Genomic DNA, 13,792 nt, shown 5'->3' with positions numbered 1-13,792 from the left:
TACAATAAGTAAGGTGCGTTGAATGATATGCAGAAAACAAATGCAGTACCAGTAACTATATTATGTATAGCACCCATACTCATCTTATTTACAATTATACTTTCGATTTTGTATGGGGCAAAAAGTATTGACGCTGAAACAGTGTGGAACGCATTATTTCATTTTGATTCAAGCGATGTAAATCATAATATTATTATTACTTCACGTTTACCAAGGGTAGTTGCAGCTCTTTTAGTCGGAGCATTTCTAGCCATATCAGGAGCACTTATGCAGGGGATGACAAGAAACTATCTTGCATCCCCTTCTATTATGGGTGTGACGGATGGCGCTGCCTTTGTTATTACACTTAGCATGATTTTTCTTCCGGGAATGTCATCAATTGGTATGGTTGTATGTTCAATGATTGGTTCTGCACTAGGAGCCGGTATCGTATTTGGTTTTGGTTCGCTCCTTCAAAATGGCTTATCACCAGTTAGGTTAGCGATTATAGGAACAGTTATTGGAACATTTTTAAGTAGTGTATCGGCTGCAATGGCTTCGTATTTCCAAATTTCTCAAAATGTTAGTTTTTGGTTTAATGCAAAGTTAGATCAAGTAGATCCTAATATCATTAAAATCACGATACCGTTTGGGATAATTGGAATAATTTTAGCATTGTTAATATCAAAATCAATTACCATTCTTTCATTAGGCGAAGAGGTTTCTATTAATTTAGGGCAACGTACAAAACTAGTTAAAGCGATGGCAATTTTATCGGTAATTTTCTTAACAGGAACAGCAGTTGCTTTAGTGGGGAAAGTTGGTTTTGTAGGTTTAATTATTCCGCACATTACGCGCTTTATAATTGGGGTAGATTATAAGTGGATTTTGCCATGTGCAGGTGTTATTGGTGGCGTTTTCTTAGCGTTATGTGACGTTTTGAGTAGATTTATAAACTATCCATTTGAAACACCTATTGGAGTCGTTACCTCTTTAATTGGAATTCCTTTCTTCCTTTATTTAATCCGTACTAGAGGAGGAGAGAGACATGCTTAAAAGTTCAAGTCAACGTTTCGGAATGACGATGGGGATTATTATATTTTTAATACTATGTGCTATTTATATTAGTTTAACAAATGGTACGTTCGACATTACGATTACAGATGTATTTAAAACACTTTTTAGAATTGATCCAGTACCAGAACATGATTTAGTTATTTTTGAGTTTCGCCTTCCGCGCATCGTAATTGCTGGATTAGTAGGATTAGGCCTTGGTGTTGCGGGTGCCGTTATTCAAGGGATTACGAGAAATGGGTTGGCGGACCCAGGTATTTTAGGCGTAAATGCCGGAGCAGGAACAGCGATTGTCATTTTTATGTTTTTCTTTCAAGGGCAATTAAAAAGCACAGACTGGGTTTCTATTATGATGATGCCAATGTTTGGTTTAGTAGGCGGATTAGGTGCAGCTATCATCATTTATCTGTTTTCTTGGAAAAACGGTAAATTAGATTCGCAGCGACTTTTATTAACAGGGATTGCAATTGGATCAGGATTTGGAGCCTTTTCTATGTACTTATCACTCAAAATGAAGTCAACTGATTTTGAAATGGCCGCAGTGTGGGTGTCTGGAAGCATATATAGTGCAAACTGGAAGTATATTGTGGCTATGTTACCATGGCTTATTATCTTAATTCCGCTTATACAAAAGAAAGCTTATTTATTAGATTTATTTCAATTGGAAGAAACGAGTATTACAAGTTTAGGTGTTTCAGTAGAAAGAGAGAAATCGATTTTACTATTAAGTAGTATCGGGCTTGTGAGCGCATGTGTTGCTGTTTCAGGGAGTATCGGTTTTATTGGCTTAATGGCACCGCATATAGCGAAAAGGCTTGTCGGTATTCAACATAAGTATATAATTCCTACGTGCGGCGTAATCGGAATGTTTCTTGTAATTGCTTCAGACTTTATTGCGAAAACAGTTTTTACACCTGTAGAGCTACCAGTTGGAATCGTTATTTCTATTGTCGGTGTACCGTATTTCTTATATTTACTTTATAAGGCGAAAGCGTAAGAGGAGGAATAAAAGTGAGTATTTTAAGTGCAAAAAATTTAGAAACAAGTTATGAAAAGCTTACAGTGTTTCGCGATTTAAATGTGGAAATACAAGAAGGAAAAGTAACGACAATTATAGGTCCAAACGGTTGCGGTAAATCGACATTGTTAAAAACAATGGGAAGAATTTTAAAACAAAAAAGCGGTAAAGTATATTTGCAAGGACAGGATTTACATACAATTCCAACGAAAGAAATTGCGAAGCAGTTAGCTTTACTCCCGCAAACTCCAATTGCACCAGGTGAGCTTAAAGTGGAAGAATTAATTTCTTATGGACGCTATCCACATCGAAATAACGTAAATAAGTTAACGACAAAAGATAAAGAAATGATTGATTGGGCATTAGATATAACGAAAACTTCTGAATTTCGAACGAGACAAATTGCAAATTTATCAGGTGGTCAAAGACAAAAGGTATGGCTAGCGATGGCATTAGCACAAGAGACAGAAGTGTTGCTATTAGATGAGCCAACTACATACCTTGATATGTCTCATCAATTAGATGTATTACAAATTGTGGAGAAGTTAAATAAAGAACATAATTGTACGGTTGTTATGGTATTACATGATATTAACCATGCATCAAGGTTTTCAGATGAAATTATTGCAATGAAGGAAGGAGAAATTGTTACAACTGGTAGCCCGGAAGAAATCATTACAAATGAAGTGTTAAAAGAAGTATTTCATATTGATGCACGTGTCATGATTGATCCGTATAACGGGGCTCCTGTTTGTTTCGGATATGATAGCGTTGTATCTGAAGAAGAAAAAATCGAAATATATGTAACAAGTTAAAAAAGAGGGGGAATAGGGTGAATACTACAGTTGAAAAACAGCAGATTATAACATCTAATACAGAGCAGTGGAAAATGTATTCAAAATTAGAAGGTAAGGAATATCAAATTCATATTTCAAAGCCGAGGCAACCAGCACCGGATTCAGGATATCCTGTCATTTACGTATTAGATGGCAATGCCTTTTTTCAAACATTTCATGAAGCAGTTAAAATACAATCAGTAAGAGCGGAAAAAACCGGTGTTTCACCAGCTATTATAGTAGCAGTGGGTTATCCAATTGAAGGCGCATTTTCAGGGGAAGAAAGGTGCTATGATTTTACGCCTAGCGTAATTTCAAAAGATGCCCCTTTAAAACCAGACGGTAAACCGTGGCCTAAAACAGGAGGAGCACATAATTTCTATACTTTTATTGAAGAAGAACTGAAACCACAAATTGAAAAGAATTTTGAGATTGATAAAAGTAAGCAAACGTTATTTGGACATTCTTTAGGTGGACTATTTGCTCTTTATATACTATTTACAAACTTAAATGCTTTTCAAAATTATTTTATTAGTAGTCCATCTATATGGTGGAATAATAAATCCGTACTTGAAAAAGAAGAGAACCTTATACATGAATTAAACAATGCTAAGTTTGAAACAGGAGTGTTCCTTACAGTTGGGTCACTAGAACGAGAGCATATGGTTGTAGGTGCAAATGAATTATCAGAGCGCCTTCTCCAAGTAAACCACGATAAACTTAAATTTAAGTTTTATGAAGCTGAAGGGGAGAATCATGCATCTGTTGTGCCGACGTCTTTAAGTAAAGGATTGAGGTTTATTAGTTACGTATAGGAAAAAAGGTTATGGATAAAACATTCCATAACCTTTTTTAATATGTAGAATTGTCCTTTTCGAAAGTTTTGTTTCAACTTTTCGTCTAAAGAGACAAAAAGTTGTCACAAATCGGTCACAATTAGCATAAACATAAAATAGACGAAATGAACTTATTTCCAAAAAGGCTTGGTTTATTTCAATCATGATTCGTAGAGTTGAAAAAGCATGGATTAAAAGTTCACTATATTCCCAAGGAGGTAGATCGTATGAAAACAATTCTTGCTATCGCTGGACTTATTTGGGTTTTATCGCATGGCATCCCAATTTATGAAGGAGAACAAATTCGCAGTGCTCTGAATAAAAATTTTAATGAATATCATATCATTAATCGGCAAGATAATGTTGTGACAGTTCGAGTGAATGATTGTTTTCATACGGTAACCGTTGAAGGAACTTCAGTAGTGAATGATACAAAAGTATGTGATCAGCAATAATTATATATGGAAAGAAAAATTCTAGGGTTAAATATCTGAAAATTAAAATTAAAAAATTATAGACGAAGAATAAGCGGGGGCGGTTAATCCCCGCTTATTCTTGTTTCACTTTATTGAATTTTGATGAGAGATATAATGATTTTGTGACAAAAAGGAAAGGGTATACTGAAAATTGAGATTAAGAAGCTAATGAGTTGTTAAGAATAATCATAAAGTGTAAATATACTCTTATGGGGTATCATGCGTAGATATTTAATGCTATAATTGGTATACTCATAAAAAACAATTGTTTTATTGAATGAAGAGAAACTTTAAGAAGGTGATAATATGGATCATAAAGAGCATGAAGCAGTAACACATAGATCAGAAAAAGAAAAAGAACAGATTATAAATAGATTAAAGAGAATTGAAGGACAGGTCCGCGGTATTCAAAATATGATTGAAAATGATCGTTATTGCGTGGATATTTTAGTGCAAATTTCAGCGATTAATGCAGCGATGAAAAAAGTAGGAATGGGTGTATTAAAAAACCATACAAGTCATTGTGTTTCAGGTGCTATTAAAGATGGCAATGGTGACGAAGCAATTGAAGAATTAATGACTGTATTTGAACGTTTTTCAAAAGCGTAAAAACAAGCTAGTATGTCACTGGCTTGTTTTTTTGTTTACCTTCATAATAAGATCTCGGCGTATTGATGTGAAAAAGTGTGTGTAAAATAAACTATTAGAAAATAATTGAAAAATCATGATATAAAACCATTGATTACCTTAGGGGGGTATGGTAAGATGTAATTGTGATTAACAAACAATGAATAAACAAGAGGAGGATTTTAAATGGAACAGTTAACATTACAGGTTGAAGGTATGTCTTGTGGACATTGTGTAAATGCTATCGAAAGCAGTGTGAAAGAGCTAAACGGTGTTGAACAAGTGAAGGTTCAATTAGCAGAAGGAACTGTTGAAGTTACTATCGACTCGTCTGCCGTAACATTAAAAGATATCGTTGCTGTAATCGAAGACCAAGGATACGATGTTCAATAATTATTTTTAGATATGGAAATAAATCGTACTTTAAATAAAGTACGATTTATTTTGCTAATCATTATACCTCATAAGGGTATATAGAGGTGAGAGACATGAATGAAAAAAAAGAGGCCAATCTTCAAATATCGGGAATGACATGTGCGGCATGTGCAAATAGAATTGAAAAAGGTCTAAAAAAAGTAGAAGGTGTTCATGAGGCAAATGTAAATTTTGCACTTGAAAAAACAAAAATAATGTACGATCCAACTAAAACAAATCCGCAACAGTTTAAAGAAAAAGTTGAATCGTTAGGATATGGAATTGTAAGTGATAAAGCTGAATTTACTGTTTCAGGAATGACATGTGCAGCATGTGCAAATAGAGTTGAAAAGCGTTTAAATAAGTTAGATGGTGTGAACAAAGCGACAGTAAATTTTGCTTTAGAATCAGCTACAGTAGACTTTAATCCTGATGAAGTTAATGTAAATGAAATGAAGAGTACGATTACGAAGCTAGGATATAAATTAGAAGTGAAACCAGATGATCAAGATGCATCAACTGATCATCGATTACAAGAAATTGAAAGACAAAAGAAGAAGTTTATTATTTCGTTTATTTTATCTTTCCCATTATTGTGGGCAATGGTTAGTCATTTCTCATTTACGTCGTTTATTTATTTACCAGATATGTTAATGAACCCTTGGGTGCAACTAGCACTTGCAACTCCTGTTCAATTTATCATTGGTGGACAGTTTTATGTTGGAGCTTATAAAGCGTTACGTAATAAAAGTGCGAATATGGATGTTCTCGTGGCGCTTGGAACGTCGGCCGCGTATTTCTATAGTGTATATTTAAGTATTCAATCTATTGGTTCTTCGAAACATATGACAGATTTATATTTTGAAACGAGTGCGGTACTTATTACATTAATTATTTTAGGTAAATTATTTGAAGCGAAAGCAAAAGGGCGCTCATCAGAAGCAATTAAAAAATTGATGGGTTTACAAGCGAAGACAGCTACAGTTGTGCGAGATGGAACAGAAATAAAAATTTTGATTGAAGAAGTAGTAGCTGGTGATATCGTCTATGTAAAGCCTGGTGAAAAAATACCAGTAGATGGTGAGATTGTAGAAGGAAAGTCAGCAATTGATGAATCGATGTTAACGGGTGAAAGTATTCCTGTTGATAAGTCAATTGGGGATGTAGTAATAGGTTCGACAATAAATAAAAATGGATTTTTAAAAGTGAAAGCAACTAAGGTAGGAAGAGATACTGCATTAGCTCAAATTATTAAAGTAGTAGAAGAGGCACAAGGTTCAAAAGCTCCTATTCAAAGGGTAGCAGATCAAATTTCAGGTATTTTCGTACCGGTTGTAGTTGTGATTGCGATTATCACATTTGCAGTATGGATGATATTTGTTACACCTGGTGATTTTGGCGGAGCACTTGAGAAAATGATAGCAGTACTTGTTATTGCTTGTCCATGTGCATTAGGTCTTGCAACGCCTACATCTATTATGGCAGGATCAGGAAGATCGGCTGAGTATGGTATTTTATTTAAAGGTGGAGAGCATTTAGAAGCAACGCACCGATTAGATACGGTTATTTTAGATAAAACGGGTACAGTGACAAATGGGAAGCCGGTATTAACAGATGTAATTGTAGCAGATGGATTCAATGAAAATGAACTGCTTAGATTAGTAGGGGCAGCAGAAAGAAATTCTGAACATCCGCTTGCAGAAGCGATTGTAGAAGGAATTAAAGAAAAGAAAATTGATATCCCAAGTTCAGAAACGTTTGAAGCGATTCCGGGATTTGGTATCGAATCAGTTGTAGAAGGAAAACACTTATTAATTGGTACACGTCGATTAATGAAGAAATTCAATATTGATATTGAAGAAGTTTCTAAATCAATGGAAGCGCTAGAACGAGAAGGAAAAACAGCAATGCTTATTGCAATCGATAAAGAATATGCTGGTATAGTTGCCGTTGCAGATACTGTGAAAGATACTTCAAAAGCAGCTATCGCAAGACTGAAAAAAATGGGTCTAGACGTTGTGATGATTACAGGAGATAATACACAAACTGCTCAGGCAATTGCAAAGCAAGTTGGTATTGATCACGTAATTGCAGAAGTATTGCCAGAAGGAAAAGCAGAAGAAGTGAAAAAACTGCAAACAAATGGTAAGAAAGTAGCGATGGTTGGAGACGGGATAAATGATGCTCCTGCTCTTGCTACAGCGAACATTGGTATGGCAATTGGAACGGGAACGGATGTAGCGATGGAAGCAGCGGATATAACGTTAATCCGTGGTGACTTAAATAGTATTGCTGATGCGATATTTATGAGTAAAATGACGATAAGAAATATTAAACAAAATTTATTCTGGGCATTAGCTTATAACGCGTTAGGAATTCCAATTGCGGCATTAGGTTTCTTAGCCCCTTGGGTTGCTGGAGCAGCGATGGCATTTAGTTCTGTATCCGTTGTATTAAATGCATTACGATTACAAAGAGTTAAATTAAAATCTTAAAAAGCTACATTAAGTAATTGAATAGAATTAAAAAACAATACTTGAATAAGTATTGTTTTTTTGTTCGTATAGAAATTAAAACGATATAATAAAGCAGAAATATAGAATCGTATGTAGTAGAAAAGTTAAGAGGTAGTTTGGTAAGGAGACTTATATATGTTAAAAGATATTATAATTAGAACATTCCAGAAAAAAGATTTAGATCAAGTATTACAATTGTTCTATGAAACAGTTCATACGGTTAATGCAAAAGATTATAATGAGTTACAGCTACAGGCGTGGGCACCGGAGCGACTAGATAGAGAAAATTGGTTACAGTCTTTAGAAAAGAATATTAGCTATGTAGCCGATCATAAAGGTATGATTGTGGGGTTTGGGGATTATAACGATGATCGTTACGTAGATCGTTTATTTACGCATAAAGATTATCAAGGGAAAAGAGTCGCTTCATACATACTACAGAAGTTAGAAAAAGAAGCAGTGAACCTAGGGCATAGGGAGATATATACAGAGGCGAGCATTACCGCAAAACCTTTTTTTGAAAGTAAAGATTTTATTTGCATAAAAGAACAAAAGAAACAGCATAATGGTCAGATTTTTATTAATTATGTTATGAAAAAATATCCTTCTCATAAATGAGAAGGATATTTTTCATTATTTTACAGCTTCTTTTAGTTCTTTACCAGCTTTGAAAGCAGGTACTTTAGAAGCTGCGATTTGCATTTCTTCACCAGTTTGTGGGTTACGGCCTGTACGAGCAGCTCTTTCGCGAACTTCGAATGTACCGAATCCGATAAGTTGTACTTTTTCACCAGCAGCTAAAGTGTTAGTGATTGATTCTACTACAGTTTGTACAACTACAGTAGCTTCTTTTTGAGAAATCTCAGCATTTTGTGCTACGTTTTTAATTAATTCTGTTTTGTTCATGTTTTTCACCTCATATGTAAATAATGCTATTTAAGTTGTTATTATAACGTATAAAACATTCGAGAACAAGTGTACGTACATATATTCGCAAAAAAAATGAAATTTGTAATATTTTTAGGGTTCTTTATAGACATTCTATTTAAGCCGACAGAGATTTGTTCTTCATTTCAGTCTTCTCTTGATAAGAAGATAGTTTCTTATTATAAGATATGAAGTAAGGTAGTGCTACAAATAACATACCTCCTACTAAATTTCCAAAGAAAACAAAAATAAAGTTTGGAAAATATTCAGCCCAAGTGAAATGACCGGCAAAAATTGCGGCTGGGATGACAAACATATTTGCTACAACGTGTTGAAATCCAATCGCAACAAAAGTCATAACTGGGAACCAAATACCGATAATCTTTCCGATAAATTCTTTACTTCCCATACTGAGCCAAACAGCTAAACAAACGAGCCAATTACATCCGATTGCAGAAATAAATGCTTGCAATGGTGTATCTTGTAGTTTCGCTTGAGCGATAGAAATAGTTTTCGCTAAAAAAGCTCCTTCAGTTAAGCCAACGATATGACCGAAAAAATAGGCTACAAATACAGCTCCTATGAAATTGCTAAATGTAACAATAACTAAATTTCGTATGAAATAAAATAAAGTAATTTTCTTTTGGAGCCAGGCCATAGAAACTGTCATCATGTTACCAGTTACTAGTTCACCGCCTGCAAGAATAACGAGAATAAGACCAACAGGGAATACAGCAGCGCCTAGAAAACTAGAAAATGATCCCCAATATTTTGGCATTGTCCCAATAACATGAATATCGAGTAAATACCCTAATGCGATAAAAGCACCGCCAAAAAAACCGAGAATTAGCATAGGGAGTAATGATAAATGAGCTTTTTTCCTTCCGGAATTCGCAGCAAGTTCCGTAATTTCTTCTGGTGTAAATACAGACATGAATAACCCCTCCGTAATAAAATGATGGAATGAATAGAAAAAGATTCGAAAATATATGTATTATAAAAATATGGTATGACTTCTGTATAAAATTGTCAAAGTGAATAGGGAGGAAATTACATATTAATAACATTGTTCATGTTGTCACATTAATGTAACAATAAGGATTTAAAGTGTTTCTAGAGGTGAAAACATGAATACGAATCATGTAAAAAAAGAACGAAAAAAATCAATCGTAAAGATATTTATTATTAGTTTTATAAGTATATTAATGATACTAGTAAGTTTGTATTATTATGCGACAGAAATAGAACGAAAACTAGTAACAGTTACATGGAATGAAATAGAAGCTTCTGCAATTCCTAAAGAATTTAATAATAAAAAAATGTTACAGTTTTCAGATGTACATTTAGGGCCAGAGTTTACATTGAAGCAACTTGAACATTTGGTGGAGAAGATGAATGAATTACATCCAGATATAGTAGTTTTTACCGGAGATTTAATAGATAAATTTGGTTCTTATAGTGCAGAAAGAGAGGAAGCGAAGGCTATTTTGCAGAAAATTTATGCTCCCTTAGGGAAATATGCTGTGTTTGGGAATCATGATAGGGGCGGGGGCGGTAGTTTATTTTACAAAAGATATATGGAGGAAGCTGGTTTTTCTGTATTAGTAAATGAAGTGCAGAAAATTAAAGTGGAAAACGGCAAATATATTACAATATCAGGTTTGGATGATTTTCTATTAGGGAAGCCGAAAATAGATTCAACTTTAAAAAACTTGAAACAAAATGATTTTAACATGTTATTAGTACATGAGCCGGATGTTGTAACCAAAATAAATCGTTACCCAGTTGATCTTCAACTGTCAGGACATAGTCACGGAGGACAAGTCCAAATCCCTTTTGTAGGTCCGTTAATTACTACCAAACTAGCTGAGAGCTATGTTGAAGGTATGTATGAAGTGGAGGGGAAGAGTAAGCAGTTATATTTATATGTAAATCGTGGTATTGGGACTACTAGGATGCCTGTTAGATTTTGTAGTGTACCTGAACTTTCAGTTTTTGTGTTGAAGCAAAAGAGTGACTAGAATATTTAACAATATGATTCGGAGGAACGTGCGATGTTGGGCGATGGAAAACAGTTTCTTGAAACTTTAGATGTGACAAAGTAGTTTTCATAAATAAAAAACAACAATAGGACCTATAAAGGGTCCTATTGCTGTTTTTATCCTGCATTGATTGCCCATAAATGTCCGATTGATGGGGGCTAATTATAGTTTTACTTTGTTATTTTTGCAAGGAAAGACCATCAAAATATGTTCTATAGTTATTTGAGAATTCGAAGTTGTTTTTTGCATCCCAATTAATAGACCAAGACATTAGGCCGCGGAATGCAGGATAGCCACTCTGGTTAGAAAGTTTATACTTTCCTCCGAACGGAACTCCTTTAATGATATAATTTAAAGCTTTTTTCATTTCAGTTGGCGAAATGTATCCACCACTTGGAGCTGCCGCTGGTGCTGCTGGAAGCCCAATCATGACTTGATCTGAACGAAGAGCTGGGAAAATGTTATTTGCATTACCACCTACAGGAAAACCATGTAAGAGCATATCTGCCATAGCGACCTCGTAGTCTGCAGTACCTTGATTGTAGTTATTACCGTCCATTCCAATCCCGCTACCAGCGTTGTAGTGTTGAACATGAATGTATGTTAGTTTATCTTTCACTCCGTAAATAATTGGTAAATATGCACCCCATATGCTTCCATATGCGCTATAACCGCCTTGAACATAAGCTGTTTCAGGAGCCATGCTTAATAGAAAATCTGGACCATAATGATCTGAGATTGTTCGAATAGCTGATATAAGATTTACGATTTGGGGAGTAGTTGGATTTTTGAAATTAGTATCATTTCCGTTTAAGTAAATACCTGATTCAAGGTCAATATCTATTCCATCAAAACCGTATTTATCGATTAGAGACTGTATGGAATTAATAAAACGATCCTTAGCGGCATTGTCAGGAAGTAAAACGACTCCATTTTGTCCACCTATTGAAAGAACTACTTTCTTTCCTTTACTTTTTAAATAAGAAATATCTGATTTGAAGTCTGCATCTGTACCATACACAGGAGAAAATTCAACAGTGGAACGATCACCACCAGTTTCACCAAAAGATACATTGATTACATCCCATTTTGGTGAAACGTCTTTTAATTTAATAATGCCAGTACCGTTATCAAAGTTATGCCAATATCCAACGAGTAATTTTGAACCTAAATTGTTTGCTGCTTGTGCTTGGAAAGGGGATAGCGGTAGAAGTAAGAACATTACTAAAATACAACAAAAAAATTTGAACTTGTTTAACATATCAACACTCCTATACAAAAAGTTGTCTAGATGTATAATCTTGTTTATTTAATAATATCTGAAAATTCTTTCTTTTGTAAGGGGACTATAATTTTCTCAACAATTGTGTATGGGGAAGTATTAAACCTAATGTAATAATTTTTGAAGAAGGTTGAATTGCAATTGTTAAATTCAGAATATTTTGATATATTTTAAAGTATAGGACAAAATCTTTCGCACAGTACTCTTACATAAGTTTCAAAATTTAGTTTGGAAGGGGATGTACAAGATTTGGATAAAAATCTAAAGAAAGACCTCAAAATACGCCACATTACAATGATTTCAATTGGCGGCGTAATAGGGGCTGGTTTGTTTGTTGGAAGTGGTGCAGTTGTACATTCGGCAGGACCAGGTTCTATCGTTTCATATGCATTAGCAGGACTTCTAGTCATTTTCGTCATGAGAATGCTAGGAGAAATGGCAGCTGTTAATCCGACAAGTGGTTCATTTGCAACGTATGCAAGAGAAGCGATTGGTCCTTGGGCGGGTTATACAATAGGCTGGTTATACTGGTTTTTTTGGGTAATTGTTATTGCAATAGAAGCCACAGCAGGTGCTGGTATTATCCAATATTGGATTCCACAAATACCGCTTTGGTTATTAAGTTTAATATTAACAATTTTATTAACGCTGACGAACGTTTTTTCGGTGAAATCATTTGGAGAGTTTGAATATTGGTTTTCTTTTATTAAAGTAATAAGTATTGTTTTGTTCCTTTGTCTAGGTCTTGCTGTTATTTTAGGATTTGTTCCAGGAACAGAAGCACCCGGCACTTCGAATTTAATTGGACAAGGTGGATTTATGCCAAACGGTATAAGTTCGGTCCTGCTTGGAATTACTGTTGTTATATTTTCATTTATGGGATCAGAGATTGTAGCAGTAGCCGCAGGTGAATCTGCAGAACCTGTAAAAGCAGTAAAAACAGCAACAAACAGTGTGATTTGGCGTATTCTTGTATTTTTTATTGGGTCTATAGCGGTAGTTGTCACGCTACTGCCATGGAATTCAGCAAACATATTAAAAAGTCCATTTGTAGCTGTACTTGAACATATAGGAATACCAGCGGCAGCACAAATTATGAATTTTATCGTTTTAACAGCTGTACTTTCTTGCTTAAATTCAGGCTTATATACAAATTCAAGAATGCTTTTTTCAATGGCAGAAAGAGGAGATGCTCCAAAGTCATTTTTAAAATTGAACAGTAGTGGTGTTCCCGTTCGAGCGGTTTTATTTGGAACTTTCTTCGCTTATATTGGAGTTGTGTTTAGTTACATTTCTCCAGATAAAGTCTTTTTGTTTTTAGTGAATGCATCTGGCGGGATTGCGTTACTAGTTTATCTCGTTATTGCAGTTTCGCATTTAAAGATGCGTAAAAAAATGGGGAAAGTAGAACAACAAAATTTGAAAGTGAAAATGTGGCTTTTTCCGTATGTAACGTATGTTACAATTGCTGCTATTATAGCAGTTTTAGTTGCGATGTTCGCAATTGATACTTTACGTTCACAAGCATTTTTAACAATGTTTGTTACTGTTCTTATAATACTTTCTTATTTTATTTTTAATAGAAATAAAAATATCACAGTTTTGCATCCTAAAAGTAAGAATGAGGAATCTGTTCGATTCTAATTTTCTTATTTTCGAAGAGAGTTACACCCAATCATTGCTATAAAAGAATCATATATAATCATAGAAACAAGTAATTACTATTGTCATAGTGAATATAAACTTTTTTCTTGACTTTTTATAC

14 protein-coding genes are annotated in these 13,792 nt (G+C 34.5%); 11 read left to right on the top strand and 3 right to left on the bottom strand.

Annotated features, from left to right (window positions below; genetic code table 11):
• Positions 1 to 27 precede the first annotated feature (27 nt).
• The 9 genes from GBN91_RS13785 to GBN91_RS13745 all read left to right on the top strand — a co-directional run bounded on the left by GBN91_RS13785 (position 28) and on the right by GBN91_RS13745 (position 8,394).
• Entirely contained in the window at positions 28 to 1,035 is a 1,008-nt protein-coding gene (locus GBN91_RS13785) for a FecCD family ABC transporter permease (protein WP_006922226.1), read from the top strand.
• Positions 1,028 to 2,050, top strand: coding sequence for a FecCD family ABC transporter permease (locus tag GBN91_RS13780; RefSeq protein WP_000920450.1), 1,023 nt, complete (start codon positions 1,028 to 1,030; stop codon positions 2,048 to 2,050). The genes GBN91_RS13785 and GBN91_RS13780 overlap by 8 nt, the downstream gene beginning before the upstream one ends.
• A 14-nt stretch (positions 2,051 to 2,064) precedes the next feature.
• A complete protein-coding gene (locus tag GBN91_RS13775) occupies positions 2,065 to 2,886 on the top strand; it encodes an ABC transporter ATP-binding protein (protein WP_006922230.1) in 822 nt (273 codons plus the stop codon).
• Positions 2,887 to 2,903: 17 nt separating this feature from the next.
• Positions 2,904 to 3,722 carry an alpha/beta hydrolase gene (locus tag GBN91_RS13770; protein WP_006922233.1) on the top strand — a complete coding sequence of 273 codons (819 nt, stop codon included), beginning with the start codon at positions 2,904 to 2,906 and terminating at the stop codon, positions 3,720 to 3,722.
• A gap of 248 nt (positions 3,723 to 3,970) precedes the next feature.
• On the top strand, positions 3,971 to 4,198 hold the full coding sequence (locus GBN91_RS13765) for a hypothetical protein (RefSeq protein ID WP_000849104.1): 228 nt from the start codon (positions 3,971 to 3,973) through the stop codon (positions 4,196 to 4,198).
• 327 nt (positions 4,199 to 4,525) lie between these two features.
• Entirely contained in the window at positions 4,526 to 4,828 is a 303-nt protein-coding gene (locus GBN91_RS13760) for a metal-sensing transcriptional repressor (RefSeq protein ID WP_000349636.1), read from the top strand.
• A gap of 204 nt (positions 4,829 to 5,032) precedes the next feature.
• A complete protein-coding gene (copZ, locus tag GBN91_RS13755; protein ID WP_000436973.1) occupies positions 5,033 to 5,239 on the top strand; it encodes a copper chaperone CopZ in 207 nt (68 codons plus the stop codon).
• Between the two features lie 95 nt (positions 5,240 to 5,334).
• Positions 5,335 to 7,755, top strand: coding sequence for a heavy metal translocating P-type ATPase (locus GBN91_RS13750; protein WP_006922241.1), 2,421 nt, complete (start codon positions 5,335 to 5,337; stop codon positions 7,753 to 7,755).
• Positions 7,756 to 7,911: 156 nt separating this feature from the next.
• Positions 7,912 to 8,394, top strand: a complete 483-nt coding sequence (locus GBN91_RS13745; protein WP_000910167.1) for a GNAT family N-acetyltransferase — start codon at positions 7,912 to 7,914, stop codon at positions 8,392 to 8,394.
• 15 nt (positions 8,395 to 8,409) lie between these two features.
• Here the strand turns inward: GBN91_RS13745 and GBN91_RS13740 are convergent, their stop codons facing one another.
• Both GBN91_RS13740 and GBN91_RS13735 read right to left on the bottom strand, forming a co-directional pair.
• A complete protein-coding gene (locus tag GBN91_RS13740; RefSeq protein WP_001043904.1) occupies positions 8,410 to 8,682 on the bottom strand; it encodes an HU family DNA-binding protein in 273 nt (90 codons plus the stop codon).
• 139 nt (positions 8,683 to 8,821) lie between these two features.
• On the bottom strand, positions 8,822 to 9,637 hold the full coding sequence (locus tag GBN91_RS13735; protein WP_033696389.1) for a formate/nitrite transporter family protein: 816 nt from the start codon (positions 9,635 to 9,637) through the stop codon (positions 8,822 to 8,824).
• A gap of 193 nt (positions 9,638 to 9,830) precedes the next feature.
• Here GBN91_RS13735 and GBN91_RS13730 point away from each other — a divergent pair, with 193 nt between their 5' ends.
• Positions 9,831 to 10,724, top strand: coding sequence for a metallophosphoesterase (locus GBN91_RS13730; RefSeq protein WP_001095338.1), 894 nt, complete (start codon positions 9,831 to 9,833; stop codon positions 10,722 to 10,724).
• A 199-nt stretch (positions 10,725 to 10,923) separates the two neighbouring features.
• On the opposite strand, the gene GBN91_RS13725 is transcribed toward GBN91_RS13730, so the two are convergent.
• Positions 10,924 to 12,006 carry a chitinase gene (locus GBN91_RS13725; protein WP_000932436.1) on the bottom strand — a complete coding sequence of 361 codons (1,083 nt, stop codon included), beginning with the start codon at positions 12,004 to 12,006 and terminating at the stop codon, positions 10,924 to 10,926.
• Between the two features lie 270 nt (positions 12,007 to 12,276).
• Between GBN91_RS13725 and gabP the strand changes: the two genes are divergently transcribed.
• Positions 12,277 to 13,671, top strand: coding sequence for a GABA permease (gene gabP / locus GBN91_RS13715; RefSeq protein WP_000360111.1), 1,395 nt, complete (start codon positions 12,277 to 12,279; stop codon positions 13,669 to 13,671).
• Positions 13,672 to 13,792 lie beyond the last annotated feature (121 nt).

The organism is Bacillus sp. B1-WWTP-T-0.5-Post-4 (assembly GCF_009183795.1).
Lineage (GTDB): Bacteria > Bacillota > Bacilli > Bacillales > Bacillaceae_G > Bacillus_A > Bacillus_A cereus.
This window is presented reverse-complemented; position numbering and strand designations above follow the sequence as displayed.